The 25702-nt window shown below is 35.9% G+C and carries 28 protein-coding genes; 26 read left to right on the plus strand and 2 right to left on the minus strand.

Going from position 1 to position 25702, the window contains the following annotated elements; translation table 11 throughout:
- The first annotated feature begins 40 nt into the window (after nucleotides 1-40).
- From JDW14_03740 to JDW14_03755, 4 genes are all read left to right on the plus strand, one after another.
- Nucleotides 41-493, plus strand: a complete 453-nt coding sequence (locus JDW14_03740) for a RidA family protein (GenBank protein QQD66490.1) — start codon at nucleotides 41-43, stop codon at nucleotides 491-493.
- 273 nt (nucleotides 494-766) lie between these two features.
- Nucleotides 767-979, plus strand: coding sequence for a hypothetical protein (locus JDW14_03745; protein ID QQD66224.1), 213 nt, complete (start codon nucleotides 767-769; stop codon nucleotides 977-979).
- A gap of 125 nt (nucleotides 980-1104) precedes the next feature.
- Complete coding sequence (locus JDW14_03750) at nucleotides 1105-1392, plus strand: type II toxin-antitoxin system RelB/DinJ family antitoxin (GenBank protein ID QQD66225.1); 288 nt, start codon at nucleotides 1105-1107, stop codon at nucleotides 1390-1392.
- On the plus strand, nucleotides 1382-1729 hold the full coding sequence (locus JDW14_03755) for a type II toxin-antitoxin system RelE/ParE family toxin (protein ID QQD66226.1): 348 nt from the start codon (nucleotides 1382-1384) through the stop codon (nucleotides 1727-1729). The genes JDW14_03750 and JDW14_03755 overlap by 11 nt, the downstream gene beginning before the upstream one ends.
- A 447-nt stretch (nucleotides 1730-2176) precedes the next feature.
- On the opposite strand, the gene JDW14_03760 is transcribed toward JDW14_03755, so the two are convergent.
- Nucleotides 2177-2281: a hypothetical protein gene (locus JDW14_03760; GenBank protein ID QQD66227.1), complete on the minus strand. Its 105-nt coding sequence runs from the start codon at nucleotides 2279-2281 to the stop codon at nucleotides 2177-2179.
- Nucleotides 2282-2689: 408 nt separating this feature from the next.
- Between JDW14_03760 and JDW14_03765 the strand changes: the two genes are divergently transcribed.
- The 5 genes from JDW14_03765 to clpB all read left to right on the plus strand — a co-directional run bounded on the left by JDW14_03765 (nucleotide 2690) and on the right by clpB (nucleotide 9588).
- Nucleotides 2690-3505: a polysaccharide deacetylase family protein gene (locus JDW14_03765; protein ID QQD66228.1), complete on the plus strand. Its 816-nt coding sequence runs from the start codon at nucleotides 2690-2692 to the stop codon at nucleotides 3503-3505.
- A 170-nt stretch (nucleotides 3506-3675) separates the two neighbouring features.
- Entirely contained in the window at nucleotides 3676-4842 is a 1167-nt protein-coding gene (locus tag JDW14_03770) for an ABC transporter substrate-binding protein (protein ID QQD66229.1), read from the plus strand.
- A 151-nt stretch (nucleotides 4843-4993) separates the two neighbouring features.
- Nucleotides 4994-6028: a helix-turn-helix domain-containing protein gene (locus JDW14_03775; GenBank protein QQD66230.1), complete on the plus strand. Its 1035-nt coding sequence runs from the start codon at nucleotides 4994-4996 to the stop codon at nucleotides 6026-6028.
- Nucleotides 6028-6594 (plus strand): CDP-diacylglycerol--glycerol-3-phosphate 3-phosphatidyltransferase, encoded by a 567-nt coding sequence (gene pgsA, locus JDW14_03780; GenBank protein ID QQD66231.1) that lies wholly within the window; start codon nucleotides 6028-6030, stop codon nucleotides 6592-6594. Before JDW14_03775 ends, pgsA begins: the two co-directional genes overlap by 1 nt.
- A 390-nt stretch (nucleotides 6595-6984) precedes the next feature.
- The gene (clpB, locus tag JDW14_03785) at nucleotides 6985-9588 is read left to right on the plus strand and encodes an ATP-dependent chaperone ClpB (GenBank protein QQD66232.1); all 2604 of its coding nucleotides are present in this window, start codon (nucleotides 6985-6987) and stop codon (nucleotides 9586-9588) included.
- A 49-nt stretch (nucleotides 9589-9637) separates the two neighbouring features.
- Here the strand turns inward: clpB and JDW14_03790 are convergent, their stop codons facing one another.
- Nucleotides 9638-10201 (minus strand): class I SAM-dependent methyltransferase, encoded by a 564-nt coding sequence (locus tag JDW14_03790; GenBank protein QQD66233.1) that lies wholly within the window; start codon nucleotides 10199-10201, stop codon nucleotides 9638-9640.
- A gap of 186 nt (nucleotides 10202-10387) precedes the next feature.
- Here JDW14_03790 and JDW14_03795 point away from each other — a divergent pair, with 186 nt between their 5' ends.
- From JDW14_03795 to JDW14_03875, 17 genes are all read left to right on the plus strand, one after another.
- Entirely contained in the window at nucleotides 10388-12298 is a 1911-nt protein-coding gene (locus JDW14_03795; protein ID QQD66234.1) for a LysM peptidoglycan-binding domain-containing protein, read from the plus strand.
- Between the two features lie 235 nt (nucleotides 12299-12533).
- On the plus strand, nucleotides 12534-12710 hold the full coding sequence (gene rpmF / locus JDW14_03800) for a 50S ribosomal protein L32 (GenBank protein ID QQD66235.1): 177 nt from the start codon (nucleotides 12534-12536) through the stop codon (nucleotides 12708-12710).
- 88 nt (nucleotides 12711-12798) lie between these two features.
- Entirely contained in the window at nucleotides 12799-13188 is a 390-nt protein-coding gene (locus JDW14_03805) for a hypothetical protein (GenBank protein ID QQD66236.1), read from the plus strand.
- Between the two features lie 180 nt (nucleotides 13189-13368).
- Nucleotides 13369-14025 (plus strand): uracil-DNA glycosylase, encoded by a 657-nt coding sequence (locus JDW14_03810; GenBank protein QQD66491.1) that lies wholly within the window; start codon nucleotides 13369-13371, stop codon nucleotides 14023-14025.
- A 23-nt stretch (nucleotides 14026-14048) separates the two neighbouring features.
- Complete coding sequence (locus JDW14_03815; protein QQD66237.1) at nucleotides 14049-14273, plus strand: DUF2829 domain-containing protein; 225 nt, start codon at nucleotides 14049-14051, stop codon at nucleotides 14271-14273.
- Nucleotides 14266-15036 (plus strand): 3-oxoacyl-ACP reductase, encoded by a 771-nt coding sequence (locus JDW14_03820; GenBank protein QQD66238.1) that lies wholly within the window; start codon nucleotides 14266-14268, stop codon nucleotides 15034-15036. The genes JDW14_03815 and JDW14_03820 overlap by 8 nt, the downstream gene beginning before the upstream one ends.
- Before the next feature lie 209 nt (nucleotides 15037-15245).
- Nucleotides 15246-15785: a QueT transporter family protein gene (locus JDW14_03825; GenBank protein ID QQD66239.1), complete on the plus strand. Its 540-nt coding sequence runs from the start codon at nucleotides 15246-15248 to the stop codon at nucleotides 15783-15785.
- Nucleotides 15786-16083: 298 nt separating this feature from the next.
- Nucleotides 16084-16674, plus strand: coding sequence for a hypothetical protein (locus JDW14_03830; protein ID QQD66240.1), 591 nt, complete (start codon nucleotides 16084-16086; stop codon nucleotides 16672-16674).
- A 155-nt stretch (nucleotides 16675-16829) separates the two neighbouring features.
- A complete protein-coding gene (locus tag JDW14_03835) occupies nucleotides 16830-17852 on the plus strand; it encodes a rod shape-determining protein (GenBank protein ID QQD66241.1) in 1023 nt (340 codons plus the stop codon).
- A gap of 22 nt (nucleotides 17853-17874) precedes the next feature.
- Nucleotides 17875-18723, plus strand: coding sequence for a rod shape-determining protein MreC (gene mreC / locus JDW14_03840; GenBank protein ID QQD66492.1), 849 nt, complete (start codon nucleotides 17875-17877; stop codon nucleotides 18721-18723).
- Nucleotides 18713-19255 carry a rod shape-determining protein MreD gene (gene mreD / locus JDW14_03845; GenBank protein QQD66242.1) on the plus strand — a complete coding sequence of 181 codons (543 nt, stop codon included), beginning with the start codon at nucleotides 18713-18715 and terminating at the stop codon, nucleotides 19253-19255. The genes mreC and mreD overlap by 11 nt, the downstream gene beginning before the upstream one ends.
- Before the next feature lie 162 nt (nucleotides 19256-19417).
- Nucleotides 19418-19912: a transcriptional repressor gene (locus JDW14_03850; protein ID QQD66243.1), complete on the plus strand. Its 495-nt coding sequence runs from the start codon at nucleotides 19418-19420 to the stop codon at nucleotides 19910-19912.
- Between the two features lie 4 nt (nucleotides 19913-19916).
- Complete coding sequence (locus JDW14_03855; protein ID QQD66244.1) at nucleotides 19917-20177, plus strand: YggT family protein; 261 nt, start codon at nucleotides 19917-19919, stop codon at nucleotides 20175-20177.
- 20 nt (nucleotides 20178-20197) lie between these two features.
- Nucleotides 20198-20980, plus strand: a complete 783-nt coding sequence (locus JDW14_03860) for an RNA-binding protein (protein QQD66245.1) — start codon at nucleotides 20198-20200, stop codon at nucleotides 20978-20980.
- Between the two features lie 92 nt (nucleotides 20981-21072).
- On the plus strand, nucleotides 21073-21855 hold the full coding sequence (locus JDW14_03865; protein QQD66246.1) for a DivIVA domain-containing protein: 783 nt from the start codon (nucleotides 21073-21075) through the stop codon (nucleotides 21853-21855).
- 280 nt (nucleotides 21856-22135) lie between these two features.
- Nucleotides 22136-24907 (plus strand): isoleucine--tRNA ligase, encoded by a 2772-nt coding sequence (gene ileS, locus JDW14_03870; GenBank protein QQD66247.1) that lies wholly within the window; start codon nucleotides 22136-22138, stop codon nucleotides 24905-24907.
- A 499-nt stretch (nucleotides 24908-25406) separates the two neighbouring features.
- On the plus strand, nucleotides 25407-25676 hold the full coding sequence (locus JDW14_03875; protein QQD66248.1) for a glutaredoxin: 270 nt from the start codon (nucleotides 25407-25409) through the stop codon (nucleotides 25674-25676).
- Nucleotides 25677-25702: the final 26 nt, after the last annotated feature.

Genomic DNA, 25702 nt, shown 5'->3' on the forward strand with positions numbered 1-25702 from the left:
GTTTTGCCTTGAATCACTGGAGGAAATCACCGGCGTGCGAATGAACGCACAGAGGAGATTTCTGAAGTGGACGTCAAGGCAACTCGAACGAACCAGAATAGGAGTTAATCAATTGAAAAAATTAGAATCAAGTAAAGCACCAGCAGCCGTAGGCCCATACTCTCAAGGTATTCAAACAGGTAATTTATTTTACTTATCTGGGCAATTAGGTTTAAACCCAGAAACAGGAAAATTAGTTGAGGGTGGAGTTCAAGCACAAGCAAAACAAGCATTTGAAAATATTAAACAAGTCCTAGCGTCTGAGGGTTTAACATTGGATAATGTTGTTAAAGTATTAGTATTATTGGCTGATATTCAAGATTTTGCAGCTGTCAATGAAGTCTATGCTACTCAATTTAATGAGCCATATCCTGCTCGTAGTGCCTTTGCAGTAGCAGCTTTACCATTGGGTGGTTTAATTGAAATTGAAGTAATTGCTGAGCGTGAAGCGTAAATAGGTAATGGGATACGATAAGGATTTTTTAGAGTCTTTATCGTGTTTTTGAAATGCTGTATCGGATAAAGAGTTATTATAATTATGAATGAGTAGTCGGCTCATGGTCAATCTGATATTAATCTTGGACATATGGGTCAAGTGGGTGGCAAGCACCAAAATTAAACTTGATATTAATCTTGAACGTAAGGGTCAAGCGGGTGGCAGACACCAAAATTAAACCGACTAGAAAGCGGCTCACGTTGTTGAGTCGTTTTTATTTTGGAGGGAAATATGGTACAAACATCATTATTTAGAAATGCTAATCCAAAAGAGCGTAATCAATTGTTACAACATACACAATTACTCTATAATGCAGTCGATTATTTCAAAGATTATTTTGTGGGAAAAGAAGTTGTTTACTGTACAAAAGATTCCCATATTTCTTTACGCTTTTCAAAGACTAATTTTATGTACTTATGTGGTTTGTATTATCCAAAAGGGTAGCTAGTTGCTACTCCTTTATATTTTTATCCGCATATAAGTATAAAAACGTCTGTATATGTTTATAACTATATTAAACTATATGAATATAGTTTAAAGTGGTATAATATCATTAAGGAGGTGCTACTATGCACGTTTTCGAAAAAAATACGCAAGTTAACTTTAAAACCAATAGTGAATTACTAGAAAAAGCTGAAGCCATTATCGCAGCCCAAAATCTTGATATGACAGCTAGCTTTAATTTATTTTTAGAAAACATTGTAAAAAATAATGCATTACCTTTTGAGACTGATACCGATAAAGAGCGGGCTGAACTACTTGCAGGATTACGGTCTGAAATCGCTAAAAGTTTTAATGATTTAGAGCAAGGGCGGGTATATAACGCTAGTGAAGTGAGGGCTAACCTTGGTATCTGATAATAAAACTTATAGCCTTATTATCCCCGAAACCGTACAGGAACAATTACGGGAGATAAAAAGCTATATTGAAACTACTTACTTTTCAGAGCAGGCAGGGACTAACACCGTTAATAATATTCTTTACGGGTTAGAACGTCTTGAACTTTTTCCAGAAGCAGGATTTAATGCAGACGCAAGAGTAGGGGAAACCATTTATCCGCCTTATAATACCCGTTGCATTGTTTTAGGGAATTACCTAGCATTTTATCATATTTTAGAAGATAAAAAAGTCGTGTTTGTATCTGATATTATCCATAGCAAACAAGACTATATTAGACTGTTTAAGAAAAAATAATCGCTATCTAAAACAATTAGGGGTGTACTAGATGATAACATATGATGTTGTTATTTGGTGCGTCTTTTTGTTGTTCAATAGTCTATAAGTCTTCTGTTCGTGTGAGTGTTAGGTTAGGTAGTGTGGTGTTGAAATTGGTAAGATTTAGATAAGGAGCATACCGTCATTAATGAGAAAAAAATAAATCCTAGCATGGTTGTTTACCCTTTGAAGTGCTTTATAAGTATGAATAGAATTGAACAGCTTTATAGATAAAGGATGTAGAAATATATTCAAAGTAATGAAACTGTTAAATAATATGGTTATTGATAATAGCATCGATGTTCTGTATAATATAAGTAAAAAGAGCCGAGTTGCTGCTCGACTCTTGTGTAGAACCGTTTCAGACGGTGGCTACCGACTTGATATTAATTATAAGCCGTTTAACTCGCCAAAGTCAAGGACGGCTTATTTTTTATGCTTGTCTGTAAATATTTGATAGCACAAAGCAATCAAGTTGATAATAACACTGCTAAACAACAAGATTGTTTGTACCGTTTCAAATGCAGCCAAACTGCTACTCCTTTCTTTAAGATTTCAGTACTTACAATCATAAGCACCAACTCCTTTCGAATGGGGTAGCCACCGTCTTCACTTTTCTACATTTTTAGTATATCAAAAACATGCAGAATTTCAATGTAATCGTTTTACTTTAGGGCAATTTTTAGCCGTATTGCCATTTTAGAACTCACTTATAAACATCATAATCAAATATTCAAAATTATCTTAAAATCACATTGTTAAATAAAGCGGTTTTATGTTATACTAAATAAGGAAAAATTTTATGATAACTTAGTATCAGCGAGAGTGTTCTGCCTTGAATCATTGGAGTAAAGGTCGTAGAAGTACGTCAGTACTTCAAGAGCTATGCGAAGTGGACGTCAAGGCAACTCGAACGAACCAGAATAGGAGAGTATAGAGATGAATTTAACACGTGTCGTAGCAAGTACATTGGTCGCTTTGGTATTATCTTCAACAATAGCAAGTGCACATGAATCACATTTTGCACATCGGATTCAAACGAATTATCAGCAATATGCACAGATTGATGAGTCGGGTTTTGCATATAGTATCTTTAATGACCCAGATGTTTCGAGTGAAATTCAACCACTTAATGCTCAATCAAGCCCAGATGTTTTATTATTTACATTCGATGATACTCCACGTGGAGAAAATTCTAATGCCTTGCAAATTGCACAAACTTTACATGAAAAAGATGCGAATGCTATTTTCTTAGTTAATGGTATGTATTTGCAAACTGAGCAAAGTCGCCAAATTGTCAAACAAATTTATGATTTAGGTTTTGAGATTGGAAATCATACGTCTAATCATCCGAATTTGCGTGAGTTAACGTATGAAGAACAATATAAAGAAATTGCGACAACAAGTCAAATCGTTGAAGAAATTACAGGCGAGAAACCACGTTGGTTTAGACCACCATTTGGTAAATTTAATATGGATACAATCTTAATTTGTAATGAATTAGGTATGCAGTTGATGACTTGGTCATTTGGTTATGATTGGATGGAAGAGTACCAAGACGGAAAAGCATTAGCAGATGTATCATTAGATAATAAATATTTACGTAGTGGTGCTAATATTTTGATGCATGACTTACCTTGGACGGCTCAAGCAGTTGGCACAATGGTGGACGGCTATCGTGCAAAAGGATATCATATTGTCAATCCATATATTATTCAACGTCAAGTTAATAGTACAGCACCTTTACAACAATAATGATACTAAGCAACAGAGAAGATGACTTCTTTGTTGCTTTTCTTTATTAGACATTCCAGTTTGTTTTCTCCTTTTATTAAAAAAAAATTAAAAAACAATTGACAATCTTTCATAATTCGGCTAATATGTTCTTATCAAAAAGATAAAGCTATCGACATGGAGGAAATAATATGAAATTAAGAAAATTAAGTGCAACTTTATTAGCGAGTTTGACATTAGCGAGTGCCGTAGCAACTTCATTACCAGTCTCGGCTCAAGAATCTGTTGTTATCGGTGGGAACTTTGAGTTGACAGGTGGTGCAGCTTCTTACGGAAGTGTGATGGCAAATGCGTTAGAATTAGCAGTAGAATTACGTAATGCTAAAGGTGAAATTTTAGACGGCTTAACCTTAGCAACAGAAATTTTAGATAATAAATCAGATTTAACAGAATCAAGTTCAGTGGCAACACGTTTAGTATCTAATGATAAAATTGTAGGGATTGTTGGACCAGCGACAACTGGTGATTCACAAGCACAAATTCCTGTTATTACTGAAGCAAAAGTACCTGCAATTTTACCTGCAGCAACAGGAGATACTTTAACATTGGCTGAAGATGAGTCGGTATTAGAATATTTATTCCGTGTATGTTTTGCCGATTCTTATCAAGGAACAGCAGGTGCATCTTATGTTTATAATGCTTTAGGAGCTAAAAAGGTTGCAATTTTAACTGACCAAGCAACTGACTACTCACAAGGTTTAGTAGATGCCTTTACGAAAAAATATACTGAGTTAGGTGGCGAAATTGTTGCACAAGAAAGCTACCAATCAGGTGATACAGACTTCTCGGCAACTTTAACAACATTATTAGCACAAGAATTTGATGTATTATATGTACCAGGTTACTATACAGAAGTAGGTTTAATTATTAAACAAGCTCGTGAATTTGGTATTACTGCACCAATCGTTGGTGGTGACGGTTTATCAAGTAATACATTAGTTGAGTTAGCAGGTGCAGCTAATGCTTCTGATGTATATTATACTTCACATTTTTCACCTAAATCTGATAATGAAAATGTACAAGCATTTTTGAAAGCTTATAAAGACAAATTTGGTACTGACGCTGATACATTTGCTGCATTAGGTTTTGATGCTGCTAACTTATTGATTGATGCGATTGAACGTGCAGGTTCAACAGATCGTGAAGCAATTAAACAAGCAATTGCTGAAACAAAAGACTTTGTTGGGGTAACAGGAACATTCTCAATTGATGAGAAACATAACCCGGTTAAATCTGTAACAATGATTAAATTAAATGCTGGTGAAATTGAATCAGCAGAACTTTACTCAGCAGAGTAATTTTAAATAGTAGACACTGTCTAGGGCTAGCTCTGGGCAGTGTTTCTTTGTGCTTAGAGAGATATTTTAATAAAAGATAAAATTGTTATCACAACTGCTAGAACTTATGTTATAATTGGGGGGAGATTGATAAGAAAATGAGGGGAAATAGATGAGTGCATTAGGAAGTAAATTACGAGATGCTCGTATCGAAAAGGGATATACATTAAATACATTGCAACAAATGACAAAAATTCAAAAGAAATATTTGGTTGCGATTGAAGAGGGAAATTTAAAAGAACTACCAGGTAGCTTCTATATTCGTGCATTTGTGAAACAATACGCTGATGTGGTTGGCTTGAATGGGGATAATCTTTTAGAAGAGTATGCAAGTGAGTTAGACGCATTTTCTGATGCTGATGAAACACCGATTATTAATAATATTGAAAGCGAAGAATTGGGTAGTCGAGTAAAAGCAAGACAAGATAATTTTGAAAAAAATAATGTAGAAGTTATCTTATCCTACTTGCCACTATTCTTTTTAATTGCGATTATTTTAATGATTATTATTACATTGATTGTGGCGATTTCTCGTATGAATAATACAAGTAAACCAATTGAGCAAGTGCCGACAACTTCGATTGTATCAACGGTTGCACCGGAGGCTGCGGTAACAGAAGTAACGACACAATCTACGACTACTGAAGTGAAGGAATTAGCTGATAATCAAATCCGTGTAGGGAATAAAATTTTAACGAAAATTTCAGGTGAAGGTGAAGAAACTGTCTATGAAGTTGAAGGCGGTAATTTTGAAGGCTATACTTTTGGTGTTAATGGTTTAGGCTATGTTTGGGTTGGTATGTTAGAAGACGATCTCATGGTAGTAGACACGACTATTACAGATGGCGAGAAATTTGAGTACACAGTTCAAAATAATGTCAAAACTTTCAGAATGCGTGTCGGTTATCCAGACGGTGGTAAGTTTATCGTTAACGGAAAAGAATTAGAGTTGAACAATCCATATTTTGCTGATACGGTTGTGTTTGTTGTAAAAGAGGGTTCAAGTGATGTTGCTACTTCCGAATCAGAAGTGACAACAGAGCAAGCAGCTGAAGAAATGACGGAAGTTGAGTCAGAATCTAGTTCAGAAGAAGAATATGAGGGGCCAGCAGTATATCGTAATCGTAACACTGGAAGTGATAACTAATGAATATCGCCAATAAATTAACATTGGCACGTGTCATCATGATTCCGATTTTTATTGGCTTAATGTTATGGCAAGGTGTTCATCTGATTTCAATTGGTAATGAAGTCATTCCAGTGACGCAATTGATTGCCGGAATCATTTTTATCGTTGCAAGTGTTACCGATTATTTAGACGGTTACTTGGCACGCAAATTAAATTTGGTGACTTCATTCGGTGCTTTCTTTGACCCAATGGCTGATAAATTACTTGTAATCGCTGCTCTGTTGCTTTTTGTAGAAAAAGGTTGGGTGCCAGCGTGGGCAGTCTTTATCATTATTGCTCGTGAGTTAATGGTGACGGGTCTACGTGTTCTATTAGCACAAACAAATGGAAAAGTAATGGCAGCTGCCTTACCAGGTAAAATCAAAACGATGACTCAAATGTTAGCCATTATCTGTTTCTTGTTCCAAAATTTTGGAACAACATTACCGATAGCACAAGGATTGTTTTATATCTGTTTGTTCTTTACGATTTATTCAGGTGCAGATTACTTTTGGAATGCTAGATTTTTATTTAAAGAATTGTAATAACATAATGTGACAGTGGTTCATTTTAGCTCACTGGAGCCGGAATACCATAGTGTTTCAGTGATGAAATAGAATTGAATATACAAAGAAGGTCAGTGATGAGTGGTGAGATGTAGGCACTTGTTACTGACTTTCTTTATACAGAATAGTTAAGTATGTTTTATCAAAAAAACTGCATTTTATCATTTATTTTGATAAAATGCAATTTTTTCGATAATTTGAACCATATAAAGACAAGCTTTACTAAAATTAGTCAAAAAAGGTCAAGGTAATTCTTGACCAATTTTTACTAATGGTTTATAATAAGATTAAGCTCAGTAAAGAGCTAATTTTTAACGAAAATTTTAATTGACTATTTTTGACTAAATGAAAATATGTGAGGTGGAGTTTATGATTGAAAAAATGACCACTGCGATGCAGGAAACGCTAGGAGCAGCACAACAGATTGCGATAACGCGTCAACATCAAGAAATTGATATACCACATGTATGGCGTATTTTTGTGCAGCCAGACCATTTTGCGTATCAATTATATCAAGAACTTGGTGTAGATATGACACAGTTTTTAGCTGTTATCGAACAAGAGATTGATAAAATAAGTCAAGTGACAGGAAGTAACATTCAATATGGGCAACAAATTAGTCAACGCTTGAACCAATTATTCCAACGTGCCAATCAATTAGCAGCAGAAAAGCAAGATGAATACTTGTCAACGGAATTGGTATTAGCAGCTTTATTTGACCAGCAAAATCAGCCATTAACACAATTTTTAACTAAGCAAGGCATTACATTTTCAAAAATAATGGAACGTATTGATACTTTGAGAGGAGGAGAACGTGTGACATCACAAAATCAAGAACAAACGTATGAATCGTTAGCAAAATATGCAACGAATTTAAATGAGGCAGTGAAACAAAACAAATTAGACCCAGTTATCGGTCGTGACGAAGAAATTCGTGATGTTATCCGAATTTTATCGAGAAAAACAAAAAATAATCCTGTCTTAATCGGAGAACCAGGGGTAGGGAAAACAGCGATTATTGAAGGGTTAGCACATCGAATAGTACGTAAAGATGTACCAGAAAACTTGCGTGATAAGGAAGTCTATTCCTTAGATATGGGTTCTTTAATCGCTGGTGCGAAATATCGTGGTGAATTTGAAGAACGTTTAAAAGCAGTATTGAAAGAAGTGGTGAAGTCAGAGGGACGAATTTTACTTTTTATTGATGAAATTCACACAATTGTAGGTGCAGGTAAATCAGAGGGAGCTATGGATGCTGGTAATTTATTAAAACCGATGTTAGCACGTGGTGAATTACATTGTATTGGGGCAACGACATTAGATGAATACCGGGAAAATATTGAAAAAGATAAAGCATTAGAGCGTCGTTTCCAACGTGTATTTGTTCAAGAACCTACGGTGGAAGATACAATTAGTATTTTACGTGGATTGAAAGAACGTTTTGAAATTCATCATGGGGTGAATATTCATGATAATGCTTTAGTAGCTGCCGCAACTTTATCAAATCGCTATATTACTGACCGTTTTTTACCAGATAAAGCGATTGACTTAGTCGATGAAGCGTGTGCGACTATTCGTGTGGAAATCAATTCGATGCCGACTGAAATGGATGTGGTGACACGTCGTTTGATGCAATTGGAAATCGAAGAGGCAGCTTTGAAAAAAGAATCCGATGATGCAAGTAAAAAACGTTTAGAGGCATTGCAAGAGGAATTAGCTGATTTACGTGAGTCAGCGAATCAATTGAAAATGCGTTGGGAAATCGAAAAAGAGGCAATGAATCAGTTGCGTGATAAACGACAAGCGATTGACGACTTGCGTCGTGAGTTAGAAGACGCTGAATCGAACTATGATTTAACACGAGCAGCAGAATTGCGTCATGGTACTATTCCGACATTAGAACGTGAATTAAAACAACTCGAACAAGAGCAAGCTGAACATGCAGAAAATCGCTTGACTCAAGAGAGTGTTACTGATGAAGAAATCGCAAAAGTTGTCGGACGTTTGACGGGTATTCCAGTAACACGTTTAGTTGAGGGTGAACGTGAAAAATTATTGAAACTTGACGAAACGCTACATCAACGTGTCATCGGACAAAATGAGGCAGTTAATAAAGTAGCTGAGGCAGTTTTGCGGTCACGAGCTGGTTTACAAAATCCGAATCGTCCGATAGGTTCATTCCTATTTTTAGGTCCAACAGGTGTCGGTAAAACAGAATTGGCAAAAGCCTTAGCAGAAGTACTATTTGATGATGAACACCATATCGTCCGTATTGATATGTCTGAATATATGGAAAAACATACGGTTTCTCGTTTAGTAGGTGCTCCTCCAGGATATGTTGGTTATGAAGAGGGTGGACAATTGACAGAGGCAGTACGCCGTAGTCCATACTCGATTGTATTATTGGACGAAATCGAAAAAGCACACCCCGATGTATTCAATATTTTATTACAAGTATTAGATGACGGACGTCTAACGGATTCAAAAGGTCGTACGGTTGATTTTAAAAATACTGTATTAATTATGACAAGTAATATCGGAGCACCATTATTATTAGAGGGTATTGATGATGACGGTAATATCGCACCGGAAACGGAACAACAAGTGAAGCAACAATTACGTGCACATTTTAAACCAGAGTTTTTAAATCGTATTGATGATACGGTTCTATTTACGCCATTGTCATTGAATCATATGGGAGCTATTGTCGATAAAATGTTAGGGCAATTACGCAATCGTTTGGCACAACAAGAGATTGCATTGAATATGGAGCCGGAAGCATTGAATTGGTTAGCACAACATGGTTATGACCCAATATATGGTGCAAGACCATTGATGCGTTTAATTACTCGAGAAATTGAAACACCACTCGCTCGATTGATTATTAAAGGTGACATTATGCCACAACAAGTCGTGAATGTTTCGTTAGAAAATGGACAATTAGTGTTTAATGCGAAAGCGTTGAGTGAATAAAAATAACCCCAGCAACTAACACAAATTGCTGGGGCTTTGTGCTATTCTTTTACAACTTTTCAACAACTAATAACATCGGTGGATTGTTACGTTGATTGATAAAGCCGTATTGTAATACTTGGAATTCTTCTTGTGGCCACTGACTAAGTGCGTCAAATAATTTTTCTTTTTCGATTTTGCCTTGTGGGTGACCGGAATAGATGACAAGAATTAGTTGTCCTTGTGGTACTAATCGCTCTTGAATCGCATGGATTGCTTGTAAAGTAGATTCGAATTGTGTTGTAATCGAATGGTCGCCACCAGGCAAATAACCGAGATTGAAAATAGCCCCATGAATCGCTTGGTCGCCAACGTGGTTAGATAGGTGTGCATGGCTATCTAAAAGTAAGTGTGCATGATGAGCCAGTGGGTGTTCTTTGATTTTTTCCATAGACTGTTCAATGGCTGCTTGTTGGATATCAAATCCAAATACTTCTCCGGTAAAATCAGTGTGATTTAAAATTCTTAAGGTATCATTTCCTTTCCCCAATGTACCGTCAATGAAAAGTCCGCCTGGAAATTTTGTAACTAATTCATTAAGTAAGTGATGACTATAATGTAAGGCACGTAACATGATATGCTCCTTTTTCTGAAAGTATTAATTACTGCTTATGTAACAATTATATTACATATTTTAAGCTTTGGCGATAATTTCTCGATTTACTGTATTTCGAGTAGATAATTCGCTACAATGTAAAGTGTATAGTTAGTGACAAAAGACATTTATATATTTTTTGAACAATTTTAGGAGGAGAATAACGTGCCAATACTATCGAGAAAAGTTGCAGTTCAAATGCAAAAAAGAAGACAGAAACTAGATAGAATGAAACGAGTTTACAAAACAGTAAATGCTGGGGTCGTTTTATTTTCAGCAGCAAGCGTTTTGCAGTCGGTGACGACACCAACGACGGTTAAGGCACAAGATGCGATTACTAATACACGCCTATCTAAATCACAATTTTTAGGTTTTATTTCTGAACAAGCACGTAAAATTGCTGCATCGAATGATTTATATGCGTCGGTAATGATTGCACAAGCAGCACTAGAGTCTGGTTGGGGAAATTCAACTTTAGCACGTGCACCTCATTATAATTTATTTGGTATTAAAGGAAAGTACAATAATAATAGTGTAACATTACAAACGTTAGAGGATGACGGTTCTGGCAATTATTATAGTTCAAATGAAGAATTTAGAAGTTATGATGGCTATGCAAGTTCATTATCAGACTATGCCTCATTATTAACAGGGGATAATGACCCAACAAACTGGCGTTATAATTTTTACAAAGGGGCACGTGTGAGTCAAACTTCTAGTTATCAAGATGCGACGGCACATTTAACAGGTAAGTATGCCACAGATACACGTTATGGCTCAAAATTAAATGCTATTATTGAAGAAAATAATTTAACGGCTTATGATACATTACGCCAAAGTACAGCGATTGTGAATCCGACTGAAACGTCAACACCGGTATTGCGTACTGCTGTTAATAATACTGCAGCTACGGTTACTACTCAGCCTTCAACATCAAGCTCAACTTATACAGTTGCGTCAGGTGATACTTATTGGGCATTATCAAAACGCTTTGGTGTATCAGTAGCAGATTTGCAAGCAATGAATGCAGCATCTGGATCAAGTTTATATGTTGGTCAAACAATTAAGGTGCCAGGGCAAGCAACAAGTTCATCAAATACGACGAGTGCGACAACAACCACAACTACACCAACTGTTTCAGCAACAACTAATCGCACTGAAACAGCGAAACCAGCGACTACAACTGGGCAATACACAGTAAATGCTGGAGACACTTATTGGGCATTGTCAAAACGCTTTGGTATATCAGTAGCAGATTTGCAAGCGATGAATGCAGCATCTGGTTCGAGTTTATATGTTGGTCAAACAATTAAAGTGCCTGGTCAAACGGTTAATACGACAGTATCAAATACTGCTACAGTTTCAGCACCAACACCACCAACACCAACTCGTGTGACCAATACAACACCAATGACTTCAGCAGGTAGCTATACTGTTGTAGCAGGCGACACTTATTGGGGTATCGCTCGTCGCTACGGTGTGTCAGTGAATGAATTAATTGCAGCTAATGGTAATAATAGTAATTATTTACCAATAGGACATAAATTGGTAATCCCTGGTGCGTCTTCAGTGACTGCAACTTCAGTTGCATCGGCAGTATCAGCGAGCACATCATCAGTGACAGAAACACAACCGACGACTGTATCCGCACCGGTTTCTTCTAATACTACTGGTAATTATACTGTTGTAGCAGGTGATTCCTTATATGGAATTGCTGCTCGTCATGGTATTTCGATTACTCAGTTGATGCAAGCAAATGGTTTATCGCAATCAAGTATTATTTATCCAGGACAACAATTAGTTGTAAATGGTACGGCTGCGGTAGCAAGTACACCAGTGACAACGTCAGTTGCACCAACATCAACTCCAGTAATAGCGACACCAGCACCAGTGGTAGCACCGGCAGCAGTTGCACCAGCTCCAACAAGTGTTACACCAACTGGTGGTAGCTATACAGTTGTAGCAGGAGATACTTTATATAGTTTAGCAAACCGATTTGGTGTATCAGTTGATACATTAGTGGCGAATAATGGTGGTTCAACTAATATTCGTATCGGTCAAGTAATTAATTATTAGTTTAAGAATAGAATGAAAGTGAGACTAGACAGAACATGACTGTCTAGTCTTTTTATGTGTAAATATTGGATAAATTTTTTAAATAGCTTGACACAAAGTGAATATCATGATAAATTATAAGAGTAATTATTACACTTATTCAAAAATGACCAGTAAGCTACTATCATTTCAAAAGTAAACCATTATATTATGGCAAGTGTAATGAGCAATGTTATAGGAGAAAAGGGGCATTAACGTGGCAGTACCAAAACGAAAAACATCAAAAGCAAGAAAACGTTCAAGAAGAACACATAAAGGATTAAGCGTTCCAAATATTTCATTTGATCGTACGACAGGACAATGGAAAGTTCCACACCGTATCGCAGAAGACGGTACTTACAATGGTAGAACGGTTATTTCAGACGAAGAATAATTTTGTTGATAGATAGAATGCGAGCAAGGATAAATTGATTTGCACTATTGCAAAGGTAGTCCGAGCTTGTTAGGATAGGAGTGTTATAATGGCGATTATTTATCCACCTTTAGTAGAAGAGGGGTATCAACATTGTTTATCAATGGGAATGAATCTTTCTAAAGAAGAAGTATTTCAGCATTTGTATGAAAAAGGGATTATTAATGCCTTTGGTTATCCGACTGAAATGGCACTCTCAAATGGATTTGTTGCAGAATTTACAGAATGGGAAAATTGGTCATTTGATGAATTTTTAACATTGTATCCTGTATTTAAGCAATTTGATGATTATTTCTTTACGTTAGTGGACGGTTTTTGGCAAATAAAATCCGAATTGTTGCCGCAGTTCTTTTTAACATTGGAAGAAAAAGAACTAGACGAACAAAGTTGGATGCAGCTAGAAGCGTTTTTTGAACAACGTGAGATGATTGTTGAATAAGATATAGTTAAGCATTAAGCCGCCTTACTTAATGAACTATTAAAAAATAGTGAAGTCAGTGTGAATAATACTGAACTTCGCTATTTTTTTGCTCAAAATAAAACATCATTTGTTTGCTATTGAAGTTTGAATGCACTAAAATGAATGGAGATTGATTAGCGAATCGAGGTGAAATGTATGATGACATGGAAAGAATTGCTCGCACCTTTTTGGACATCTGAACAAGGCATTGCATTAAATAATGCTATTGAGAATGCGTATCAAACGCAAACAGTTTTTCCACACCGAGAAGATGTCTTTCGTGCGTTTGAATTAACACCTTATGATGACGTGAGAGTGGTTATTTTTGGACAAGACCCCTACCATAATGTAGGGCAAGCACATGGATTAGCATTTTCAGTGCCGAGCAATCTCTCTCTGCCACCGTCTTTGAAAAATATTTATAAAGAATTGGCAGATGATTTATCAATTGAGATGCCGACACAAGGGGATTTATCATCGTGGGCACGACAAGGTGTTTTGCTATTGAACACAACTTTAACGGTTCAAGCACATCAGCCAAATTCGCATCAGCATTTGGGGTGGCAATATTTTACTGACTATGTAATCAATGTGTTAAACCAACATGATGAGTCGCTGATTTTTGTGTTGTGGGGTAAGCCAGCTCAATCGAAAAGGACTAAAATTGATACAGCTAGGCATTTCATTATTCAAGCACCACACCCAAGTCCTTTATCAGCTTATCGTGGCTTTTTTGGTAGTCAACCATTTTCACAAATTAATAAAAGATTAGCTAAACCAATACAATGGGATTCAGTTCTTGAAATGCCCAAATAATAGTAAAGAAAGTAGGAAAATGTATGACATTTGAAGAAATTTTACCACAATTAAAACAAGGTGCTAAAATCATTCGTAAAGGATGGGGTGGTGCTGAAGAGTATGTTGAATTAGTGCCAGAAACGCAGTTGAATGGACAAACAATGACACCCTATTTTGCAATTATGGTGACAGGTGAGGGATTCAGTATGTTTCAACCGACAGTGTGTGATATTTTAGCGACTGATTGGACGATTGTAAATGATTAATGTTTCGGTCAAGCAAGAACATTTTTTACCTGAACGATTAAATGTTATTGTAACTGGTGCGAGTTCGGGTATTGGCTTAGCACAAGTACAAGCCTTTTTAAATAAGGGACATCAAGTAGTAGGGGTGGATTGTCAACCTTTTCCGGCTAGTGTCGAAGTGGATATGCAGTCATTTAACTTTATTCAAGCAGATATTAGCCAATTAGAAGATGCCCAGCTAGTGCTTGAATTTGTTAATTCAGTATGGGACAGTGTACATGTTTTGTGTAATACAGCTGGACAACTCGACCAATTCAAGCGGATTGATACGATTTCATTGGAAGATTGGGAGCATTTCTTAAATGTCAATGTGACAAGTCAATTTTTAATGTGTCAAGCGTTCATTCCTAAATTATTAGAACAATCGGCAAGTCGCATTATTAATATGGCGTCAATTGCTGGCTTAACGGCAGGTGGTGGTGGTGTTGCCTATTCAGCTGCTAAACATGCCGTAGTGGGCTTAACCAAACAATTAGCTTATGATTATGCGAGTACAGGATTGCGAGTTAATGCAATTGCTCCAGGTGCTATCCAAACAGCAATGACACAAGCTGACTTTGACAATGGTGGCGAAATGGCACAATGGGTGGCTGAACAAACGCCAATGAAACGTTGGGCACAACCAGAAGAAGTAGCAAATGTCACTTTATTTTTAGCTAGTGATGCAGCAGATTATATGCAAGGAACAGTTTTGCAGCTTGACGGTGGTTGGTTAATTCGTTAAAATGGGCATTGAGTTTAAAAAGGGACTACTCAATGATTGACCAAAATAGGCAATGATGCATGCTATAAGTTGTAGGATTTTGCGATAGATTGATGTAGAATTTCTTTTTATCGAACTCACGATAACACTTTTGCTCTTTTGAAAGGGAGCTTCCTTTGGTTATCGTTATTACTAGGCGTTGATGAACGGCCTACAAAGGAGAATGAAAAATGAATCATCAAACTTATCGTATGGAAAATCGTACTTTAGACTTAGTAAAGTCTGCCATTGTTATAGCGTTATATATGACGTTAACATTTCTTGTTGCCCCTGTTGCTTTTGGCCCTGTTCAATTTCGAATTTCAGAAATGCTGAACTATATGGGACTGTATAATCGTCGCTATATTTATGCTGTGACATTAGGTGTGTTTCTAGCTAATTTTTATCAATATGGTATAACGGATATGGTTGTCGGCAGCTTGACGACTTTGGTTTCTTTTTATATTAGTATTTGGATTGGTAACCGTTTGGTTGCATTGAATCAACGTGTTAAATTCTTTAAGTATGATGAAATGCTATTAAAATACATTGTAACAGCAGTTGTTTTTGCAGCAGGCTGTATCGTGATTGCGTTAATGCTATACTTAATTGGAGCAGAGGCTGCATTTTGGCCAACTTACCTTTCACTATTCATTAGTGAGTTATTGGTAATGTTATTAGGAATGCCGATTATGTATTTGATTAGTGAACGAATTGATTTTAATGAATAATAATGCAAGCTGGTAAGGAAATTACTCCTTACTGGCTTCTTGTTTTAGAAATAATTTAATTGCAGAAATGATTGCAAAACAGTTAGCCTTAGTATAGAATAAAATTAGAATGAGTGGTCGGCTCATGGTCAATCTGATATTAATCTTGGACACAAGGGCCAAGCGGTGGCGGACACCAGAACTAACTCCGATATTAATCTTGGACGCAAGGGCCAAGCGGTGGCAGACACCAGAATTAAACCGACTTTAGTAGGCGACTCGTGCTGCGAGTCGTCTATTTTTAATATGGGGGAAAATGATGAAGAGAGAATCTCATTACAAGCGAATTAGCAGTAACGAACAAAATAATATAAGGCGTTATTTTAATACATTGCATATAGCAGCTAAATTTTTTGAAAAATATTTTATAAATAAAGTTGTGACTTATTGTACCGTAGATAGCAAAATAGATATTTATTTCTCGTCTTCTAATTTTATGCATTTGTGTGGTATTCGGTATAAAAAAGGGAGTAGCAGTTTTTTTGAAGACTGTTTGAATCAACACATTGTATTAGATGATATTGAAATAAAAAATGATGGAACTACGATTCAAAAACTACAAATATTATCTTCTATAGCGGAATTAATTGGTGAAAATGTTTATTTAACAGGAGCTGGTAAGTTTTTATATCTTGATTTTGATTATGCCCTAAAAACAAGAAAACAAATTCTTGCCTTAACACTAAAAGATACAAAACACCGAACAGTGCCGCAATCATTATTAGATTTAAAGAAACAGAAAACATTTCCGAAAGGAAAGCCTGTGGTAGAAATATTTAGTCGAAATTTAAAAATAGAAGATGAAACAGTTGATTATCTATACAAACGGGAATGCACTTATCATAAATAGTTCTTTACTTGTAAGGATAAAAATATAATTTACGAAATATAATTCCATCTAGTTACCGGTAGTTTTTAATAATGATTTTTGATATAATAGGACGAGTTAAGTTATTATTTAATTTATCAAGTTGATGAGCATATTATTGAGAACGGAGGCATAACATGGCATTGTTTGGAAAAGAACGTATTGGAATTGATTTAGGCACTGCTAACACCTTAATTTATATTGAAAATAAAGGGATTGCCTTGCGTGAACCGTCGATAGTAGCACGAAAAAAGGGAACGAAAGAAGTTGTTGCTTTTGGTCGTGAGGCAGAACAATTAGTCGGAAGAACTTCAGAAAATTTTGAAATTATCCGACCATTGCGTGACGGAGTTATCGCTGATTTTGCTCTAACAAAATTAATGCTAGCTTATTTTATAAAAAAAGCGATTCATCGTACGGTATCGAAACCAGATGTCGTTATTTGTGTTCCAAGTAATATTTCAAAGGTGGAACGGCGAGCCGTTATTGATGCGATTAAAGATTTAGGTATTCGCAAAGCAATGATTGTCGATGAACCTTATGCAGCCGCTATCGGTGTTGGGTTAAATATTTATGAGCCACGTGGTAAAATGATTGTGGACATAGGTAGTGGCACAACTGATATTGCTGTTATCTCTTATGGTGAGATTGTTAAAGGAAAAGCGATTGTCTATGCTGGGCATAAAATGAATGAATTGATTATGGATACCGTTAGGGAAGACTATCAATTAGCGATTGGGTATCAAGTAGCAGATGAAATCAAATGTAAAATTGGTAATGCACTTTATACGACTCATGATGAGCAAGATAAGATGTTGGTAAAAGGTCGTAATATTGTTACGGGTATGCCAGATGAAACAGTGATACGAGCTCAACGGATTTCGCAAGTACTAGATGAAGTGATCTGTCCAATTATTACGGCTATTAAGCAAGTGTTTGAAGAAACTCCACCTGAATTAGCCGTTGATATTCTTGATTTTGGTATTATTTTAACAGGAGGCGGTTCATTATTGAAACGCTTGGACGAACGTCTGTACAAAGAATTGAGCATACCAGTAAATCTTGTGGATAAGCCACTTGATTCGGTTGTAAGCGGAGCTGGAAAATTATTAAAAGAAATGGAACGCCAATCTCAACAAGTGGAACGTCAAGCACGTTAATGTTCCAGTTAGAAAGAGGAATATAATGAATAATAAGAAAATGATTGGTATATTATTAGCGACCATTGCTACTGTATCATTAATTAGTTTTACGATGTTAAATGGGGCTAATAATTTATTAACCAGTGCAATCAATGATACAGCATCTTGGACAGGACGTTTTTTCTCAGAGCCAGTTAATATGGTGGTGCGTTTTGTTAATTCGGTTGATAATGTCATTAATACCTTTGAAGAAAATCAACAATTAAAATCAAAAATTGACCAAGTGTATGAACTTCAAGTGCGTGTGGCTGATTTAGAGGCAGAAAATGAGGGTATGCGTAAAGAATTAAATCTTGTGCAAACATTAAGCAAATATTCGGTTATCAATTCAACGGTTATTGCACGCAATCCGGATCAATGGATGGAAACATTAACGATTGATGTTGGTTCAAATAAAGGTGTTGAAGTCAATATGGCAGTCATGGCAGGTAACGGATTAATTGGACGTGTAGTAGAAGTCAATCCAACTAGTTCAAAAGTTTTATTATTGACATCAGAAAAATCAAATGCTGGAATGGTTTCGGCTAGTATTCAAACTCAATCAGGTTCAGCAAATGGTATTTTATCGTCCTATGATCGCAAATCTAAGCATTACATTATGACACAAGTTGATCCAGCAGCTAAAATTAAAGCTGGCGACATGGTAATTACTTCTGGTTTAGGTGGAATTATTCCAAGTACTTTATTGATTGGTGAAGTAGAATCGGTTAAAATGGACGATTATGGTTTATTCCAAATTGTTGAAATTAAACCAGCTGGAGAGATGACGGATATTCGCTTTGTAACGGTTATTTTGCGAGAAGGGCAGAGTGACGCCAATGAAAATTAACCGTGACCGTCGAGTAAAATGGTTTTTACCATTCTTACTATTTATTAGTATTATCGTGGATTCTGCACTTCCTGCTATTTTTCCAGTAGCTTTTTTAGGCAATGGGCAAACCATTGTGTCACAATTAGCTTTGTATTTTTTAACATTGTTTGCTTTTTATTTTCGAGATGAGACCATTATGTTAAATGCGTTGATTTTTGGACTATTAACGGACTCTTATAATACGACAATTTTGGGAATATATGGTGCATTATACTTAATCATTGCTTATGTCATTATTAAAGTGAAAAAATATTTCCCGAAAAATGCAGCGGTGCATATCATGTTACTGTTAGTTGCGATTACAGTTTGCCAATTTATTGTATTTGTCTTTTATCGTGAATTTGGATATACAACGGTGACATTGACTGAATTTTTAGCGACACAATTATGGCCTACTATTATCTTTAATGTTGTGTTGTCATTCTTGATGTATTTCCCGGCTAAGGGTTTATTAGGCTGGTTAGGCTATGAAAATTATATTATTCTCTAATAGATGACTGAAACTGGGCAGAAGTCCAGTTTTTTATTTGTAATAGCTAATTAAAGTATTAGTACATCAATTTAAAAAATGCTATAATAAACGTAGCTTATTGTAGGTATCAAATTTTGATACGTTTACTTATATATAATTGATACGAAGGAGAAGAGAGCAATGAATCATCATGCAAATGAACATTTTGAACGAGAATTTGGAAGGCACAGTGAAGATACGCAACAAACGGTTGACCATATTATTTCAGAACTAAAGAAAAAGCGAATTCGCATAACAGAACCAAGAAAGGCTATCATTACTTATATGGTGAATAGTCACTCGCACCCTACTGCTGAAGAAATTTATGAGGACTTACTGCCAGATAATCCAGGTATGAGTTTTGCAACGATTTATAATAATTTGGATATTTTAATTGAACATGGTTATGTACACGAAATGAAATTTTCAGGGGTGACGAGTCGCTATGACTTTTTAGGGCATCAACATTTCCATATTATGTGTGAGAAATGTGGGAAAGTAACGGATTTTCCAGCTCGAGATCTTGAACTTCTTAAAGAAGATGCGAAGACACATACAGGGTATGTAGTGCGTGCTGCGAGTGTCGAAATGTTTGGAATTTGCCCAAGTTGTCAAAAGGAAGATAAAGGAGTTTAATCGAATGATAAGTATTGTAACAGCTGCTATTCAATTGGTGCGAATATATCAGCTATTATTAGCAGTATATGCTTTAATGACATGGTTTCCACAAGCACGTCAAACGGCTGTATGGAATGTTATTGTGCGTCTGGTACGTCCGTACTTAGATATATTTGATCAAATTATTCCGTCAGTAGGTGGTATTAGTTTTAATGTATTGATTGCTTATTTTGTACTGGATTTAGTAAAAATGGGTATCATACAAGTAGCAAGCTTTTTTTAATTTAGATATGAGGTATTTGTATGAACCAAGATATATACCAGCATTATGGTAAAGAGGAAAAGAGTTTTATTGATCAAGTGTTTGGTTGGATGCAACAAGTAGAAAATCGCTATGTTCCTTATTTATCTGGTTTTTTAACACCTAGAGAGGCGATGATTACGGAACAGTTGGTTGCGACAAATGATGATTTATCGGTTTCTTTTAACGGAGGTTACGAGAATGCTGAACGTAAGCGTGCTTTGATTGTACCGTCTTATTATGAACCGTCATTTGCAGACTATAATTTGTGCTTATTAGAAGTGAAATTTCCAGTGAAATTTGCAGAAATTACTCATGGTCGCATACTGGGAACGGTATTATCAACTGGTATAGATAGACAGCGAATTGGCGATATTATGACAGACGGCACATATTGGCAATTGATTTTAGATGATACGATTAGCGAATTTATTAAAACGAATGTTACTAAAATCGGTAATGTTGGTGTCCATTTAGAAAACATTGAGATTGATTCCTTGTTAACTTCAAATGAACAATGGGAGATTACAACGATTATTTCTAGTTCAATGCGTTTAGATGCCTTATTGTCTAAAGTCTACAATATCTCGAGACAACGAGCAAAAGAGGCGGTGGCAGCAGGATATGTTAAAATGAATTTTGCTGAAATGAGTCGTGGCGATATTGAAGTGAAGTTGAATGATATAGTTTCGTTGCGAAAATATGGACGCTTTTGGGTAAAATCAGTTGACGGTGTGACCAAAAAAGATAATTATCGACTTACTGTCCATGTCTTGTCTAAATAATTAGTATTTTTTTAACATTGGCTATATGATTTTTTTTGAATTTAGTGTAGAATGAATATGATGAAATGAGAATAGTGAAAGGAAGTGTGAAAGTGGCTTTAACACCATCAGAGATTTTACATAAAGAATTTAGCTCAAAATTTAGAGGCTATGATCCAGATGAGGTAAATGACTTTCTAGATACTATCGTAGCAGAATTTGAAAAATTAACCCTTTCAAATAAGGAATTAACGAGTCAAATGTCCGCTATGCAAGATAAATTAAATTATTTCCAACAATTACAAGATTCATTGAATAATTCAATTGTTATTGCTCAAGAAGCAGCAGACCGTTTAAAACAAAATGCACGCAAAGAAGCTGAATTAATTTTATTCGAGGCAGAGCGTGAAGCAGACCGTTTAATTATGGAAGCGACACATCGTTCTGAATCAATTATTAGTGAAACTGAACAATTACAATCTTACGGAAAAGAATTTCGTGAAAAATTAACGAATATGGTTGAAGCACAATTGGCGTTAATCAATAATACAGAATATCAACCATTATTTGAAGCAGCACCTGTTTTAAATTCACTGAATACAGTTAAGGCAACAGGTTCGATTAATGAGCGAGTGGATGTGTTAGAACAAGAATTGGCTGAAGAGTTTCAATCAACACCGGTTCTTGAAGAAATGACATTTCCAACTGTTGAGAGTCAACCAGCACAAGAAGAAATGTTTTTCCCAACAGTGGATAGTTTCGATGATTTTGGCACTCCTGATGATTTGGAAGTAGATGAGTCATTTGATATCGAAGCCTTAATGGCGAAAAATGAAGGGCCAACTATTCCAAAAAGTGTTGTTGGAAGAACGATTCGCATTGATTTACCAGAATAATTAAAAAGTATAGGACAACAATTTTATTATATATTTAAGCGAGTCAAGAAATGGTGTGAGCTTGGCAATCCCTGTAATAAAATTTATCCCCTATAAATCTTGTTTTAGTGAACAATTAGTTTAGTAGCTAAAACCGCTTGAATAGCGTTAACATGCAAGAGATAATGAGTAAAGTATTTTACTGATTAAATTTGGGTGGTACCACGTTAAGAACGTCCCTTTGTTGAGGGGCGTTTTTCTATTGGTTTTGACTAATAAATAATAAAGAATGGAGATTACAATGAAATTAAAAGAAACATTAAATCTAGGCAAAACAAATTTCGCAATGCGTGCGAATTTACCGTTAAAAGAAGTTGAATTACAAGCAGAATGGGAACAAGCAGAAATCTATAAAAAAATTCAAGAAAAAAATGCTAATCGTCCGGCATATATTTTACATGATGGCCCGCCCTATGCGAATGGTAAGCTACATATGGGACATGCGTTAAATAAAATCTCAAAAGATTTTATCGTACGTTATAAATCAATGTCTGGTTTCCGTGCTCCGTATATTCCAGGTTGGGATACACATGGGCTACCTATCGAGGCAGCATTGACAAATTCTGAAGGTATTGACCGCAAGAAATTTTCGGTAGCTGATTTTAGACGTTTATGTGAAGAATATGCTTTGAAACAAGTCGATGAACAACGTAAAGACTTCAAACGTTTAGGAGTAACGGGTGATTGGGATAATCCTTATTTAACTTTACAACCAAAATATGAAGCAGAACAATTACGTATTTTTGGGAAAATGGCTGAAAAAGGCTATATTTATAAGGGCTTAAAACCAATTTATTGGTCACCGTCAAGTGAATCTTCTTTAGCTGAGGCTGAAATTGAATATAAAGATGTGACTTCACCGTCAATTTATGTGGCATTTAAAGTGTTGGAGCATCAAGGGGTTGTACCTGAAAATGCTGAATTTGTTATTTGGACGACGACACCATGGACATTACCAGCTAACTTAGGGATTTCAGTATCACCAGATGCTACTTATGTGGCTGTTCAAGTCGAAGAGCGTCTATTCATTGTAGCGAAAGAATTGTTAGAAACAGTCGCTAAAGCAGTGGCTTGGTCAGAATATGAAATTGTAGCCGAATATCAAGGGGCACAATTTGATCGATTAACGGCTCAACATCCATTTTATGACCGTGCTTCACTTGTAATGGTAGGTGACCATGTTACATTAGATGCCGGAACTGGTTTAGTGCATACAGCACCTGGACACGGGGAAGACGACTATCAAGTAGGATTACGTTATAATTTAGATATTTTATCACCACTCGATAATCGTGGTCATTTTACAGCAGAAGCACCTGGTTTTGAGGGAATCTTCTACATTAAGGCAAATCAATTAGTGATTGATACATTAATTGAAAAAAATCGTTTATTGGCTCAAGGTGAGTTACTGCATAGCTATCCACATGACTGGCGTACGAAAAAACCGGTTATTTATCGTGCAACACCACAATGGTTTGCGTCTATTGATAAATTCCGTCAACAATTATTAACATCGGTTGAGCAAGATGTGACATGGCATCATCCGTCAGGGCAAGTGCGTATTTATAATATGTTGCGTGACCGTGGTGATTGGGTAATTTCACGTCAACGTGTTTGGGGTGTGCCATTACCAATTTTCTATGCAGAAAATGGCGAAGAAATTTTAGATAGTGCGGTCATCGAGCATGTAGCTCAATTGGTTGAAGAGCATGGTTCGAATATTTGGTTTGAACGTGACGCCAAAGAGTTGTTGCCAGCAGGCTTTACACACCCAGGTAGTCCAAATGGTGAGTTTACTAAAGAAATGGACATTATGGACGTTTGGTTTGATTCTGGTACAAGTTATGCGAGCGTCTTAAAACGTGAGGGGCAACAATTCCCAGCAGACTTATACTTAGAAGGGTCTGACCAATATCGTGGTTGGTTTAACTCAAGTTTTACAACTTCTGTTGCAGCGAATAATCAGCCACCATACAAAGCAGTGTTATCACAAGGGTTTGTTATGGACGGTAAAGGTCAAAAAATGAGTAAGTCACTCGGTAATGTTATTGTGCCAGAAGAAGTGATGAAAGAGCTTGGGGCAGATATTATTCGTTTATGGGTAGCTAGCGTGGACTACGAAAATGATGTTCGTATTTCAAATGATATTTTAAAACAAGTATCCGAAACTTATCGTAAAATCCGTAATACAATTCGTTTCATGTTATCTAATATCGGGGACTTTAATCCTGAAACGGATAAAGTGGATACATTAAGACCAGTTGACCAATATTTAATGGCTAAATTTGATGTGTTAGTGAATGATGTGTTAACAGCTTACGATGAATTCCAATATTCAACGATTTATAAAAAAGTAATCAATTTTATTACAGTTGATTTGTCAGCATTTTACTTAGATTTTGCTAAAGATGTGTTATATATCGAATCAACGAATGCTTATCCACGTCGTGCAATGCAAACAGTGATTTATCATGTATTACGTAATTTAATTCCATTGTTAACACCAATTTTACTTCATACAATGGAAGAAGCGTGGAAAGAGTTGCCAGGTGCAGAGGGATTTGTGCAGTTGCAAGATATGCCAGAAAAACGTGATGTAACGGCTGCTAAAGCATTAATTGAACAATGGACACCATTCTTTGAAGTACAATCTGCAGTAAATAAAGCATTGGAAGTTGCTAAAAATGATGAAGTATCGCCAATTAAGAAATCATTTGAGGCAGCAGTTACTGTCTTTGCTCCAGAAGAAGTATTGGAACAAGTATCGGTATTGAGCGATGATTTAGCACAATTATTGATTGTGTCACAATTAAGTTTACAACCATTATCTCAAGCTGATGATTCAGTAGAAGATTATGATGGATTTAAAGTCTTAGTGCAACCAGCACAAGGTCATGTCTGTGAACGTTGTCGTGCTGTTCGCCCAGAAGTTGGAACAGTTGACGGTGCACCAGAATTATGTCATCGTTGCCATGCCATTGTAAAAGAGCACTTCTCAGAGTATTTTGAATAACATAGTGTGACAACGAGCGTTCTGAAATGAACCACTGGAGAAAGTCGCTGGAGTGTGTGAAACACACAGAGGCGACTTTTGTAGTGGACGTCATTTCAGCGAGTTGGAGCCATATTAACATAGTGTGACAACGAGCGTTTTAATTGAATAACATACTATAACAGCAGTTGGAAGTTTTGAATGAAAACATTTGGGACTTTCAACTGCTTTATTTGTTTTTTTGTATATTTTTGTTACAAGATCTTTTATAATAGTACTAGAATGAGAATTACGATATTTGAGTGATTATATAACTGAATGTTTTAGGAGACGAATTAGTATGTTTAAAAAATTAGGTATAATTAGTATAGGTATCTATATCATTATTTTATTCTTTTTGAGAACGTACCATATTATAAACAATCATCAAACAGTCTTGTTAACGGTTATATGTTTAATGATATTAATTTTTTTAAGACAGTTATTCTCAAAAAAGAAAATATAAAGGAGAATCAAATAGATGACAAGACCTATTTTATATTTTAGTGATACGTGCCCGGATACAGCACCTTTTGTAACAGTGTTACAGGAGTTAGGAGTAACGTATGATGAAGTGAATATTACATCTTCTATTCCAAATTTAAAGCGTTTTTTAAGTCTTCGAGATACACGAGAAGAATTTGATGCAAAGAAAGCCTTAAATCAAGTAGGAATTCCAGTGTTGGTGACGGAAGAAGCACAATTAATTTTTGATGAAAACACGCTGCGTGAACGTTATGATGAAGTATAGTGTGCGTATTGGAGTTTTGACTTTTT

Source organism: Aerococcaceae bacterium zg-252 (assembly GCA_016237705.1).
GTDB lineage: Bacteria > Bacillota > Bacilli > Lactobacillales > Aerococcaceae > Globicatella > Globicatella yangjingiae.

What these genes read in the sequence shown, in the direction of transcription:
- JDW14_03740 (QQD66490.1), top strand. Translation starts at nt 41, where the DNA reads ATGAACGCACAGAGGAGATTTCTGAAGTGGACGTCAAGGCAACTCGAA.
- JDW14_03745 (QQD66224.1), top strand. Translation starts at nt 767, where the DNA reads ATGGTACAAACATCATTATTTAGAAATGCTAATCCAAAAGAGCGTAAT.
- JDW14_03750 (QQD66225.1), top strand. Translation starts at nt 1,105, where the DNA reads ATGCACGTTTTCGAAAAAAATACGCAAGTTAACTTTAAAACCAATAGT.
- JDW14_03765 (QQD66228.1), top strand. Translation starts at nt 2,690, where the DNA reads ATGAATTTAACACGTGTCGTAGCAAGTACATTGGTCGCTTTGGTATTA.
- JDW14_03770 (QQD66229.1), top strand. Translation starts at nt 3,676, where the DNA reads ATGAAATTAAGAAAATTAAGTGCAACTTTATTAGCGAGTTTGACATTA.
- JDW14_03775 (QQD66230.1), top strand. Translation starts at nt 4,994, where the DNA reads ATGAGTGCATTAGGAAGTAAATTACGAGATGCTCGTATCGAAAAGGGA.
- pgsA (QQD66231.1), top strand. Translation starts at nt 6,028, where the DNA reads ATGAATATCGCCAATAAATTAACATTGGCACGTGTCATCATGATTCCG.
- clpB (QQD66232.1), top strand. Translation starts at nt 6,985, where the DNA reads ATGATTGAAAAAATGACCACTGCGATGCAGGAAACGCTAGGAGCAGCA.
- JDW14_03790 (QQD66233.1), bottom strand. Translation starts at nt 10,201, where the DNA reads ATGTTACGTGCCTTACATTATAGTCATCACTTACTTAATGAATTAGTT.
- JDW14_03805 (QQD66236.1), top strand. Translation starts at nt 12,799, where the DNA reads ATGGCGATTATTTATCCACCTTTAGTAGAAGAGGGGTATCAACATTGT.
- JDW14_03810 (QQD66491.1), top strand. Translation starts at nt 13,369, where the DNA reads ATGACATGGAAAGAATTGCTCGCACCTTTTTGGACATCTGAACAAGGC.
- JDW14_03815 (QQD66237.1), top strand. Translation starts at nt 14,049, where the DNA reads ATGACATTTGAAGAAATTTTACCACAATTAAAACAAGGTGCTAAAATC.
- JDW14_03820 (QQD66238.1), top strand. Translation starts at nt 14,266, where the DNA reads ATGATTAATGTTTCGGTCAAGCAAGAACATTTTTTACCTGAACGATTA.
- JDW14_03825 (QQD66239.1), top strand. Translation starts at nt 15,246, where the DNA reads ATGAATCATCAAACTTATCGTATGGAAAATCGTACTTTAGACTTAGTA.
- JDW14_03830 (QQD66240.1), top strand. Translation starts at nt 16,084, where the DNA reads ATGAAGAGAGAATCTCATTACAAGCGAATTAGCAGTAACGAACAAAAT.
- JDW14_03835 (QQD66241.1), top strand. Translation starts at nt 16,830, where the DNA reads ATGGCATTGTTTGGAAAAGAACGTATTGGAATTGATTTAGGCACTGCT.
- mreD (QQD66242.1), top strand. Translation starts at nt 18,713, where the DNA reads ATGAAAATTAACCGTGACCGTCGAGTAAAATGGTTTTTACCATTCTTA.
- JDW14_03850 (QQD66243.1), top strand. Translation starts at nt 19,418, where the DNA reads ATGAATCATCATGCAAATGAACATTTTGAACGAGAATTTGGAAGGCAC.
- JDW14_03855 (QQD66244.1), top strand. Translation starts at nt 19,917, where the DNA reads ATGATAAGTATTGTAACAGCTGCTATTCAATTGGTGCGAATATATCAG.
- JDW14_03860 (QQD66245.1), top strand. Translation starts at nt 20,198, where the DNA reads ATGAACCAAGATATATACCAGCATTATGGTAAAGAGGAAAAGAGTTTT.
- ileS (QQD66247.1), top strand. Translation starts at nt 22,136, where the DNA reads ATGAAATTAAAAGAAACATTAAATCTAGGCAAAACAAATTTCGCAATG.
- JDW14_03875 (QQD66248.1), top strand. Translation starts at nt 25,407, where the DNA reads ATGACAAGACCTATTTTATATTTTAGTGATACGTGCCCGGATACAGCA.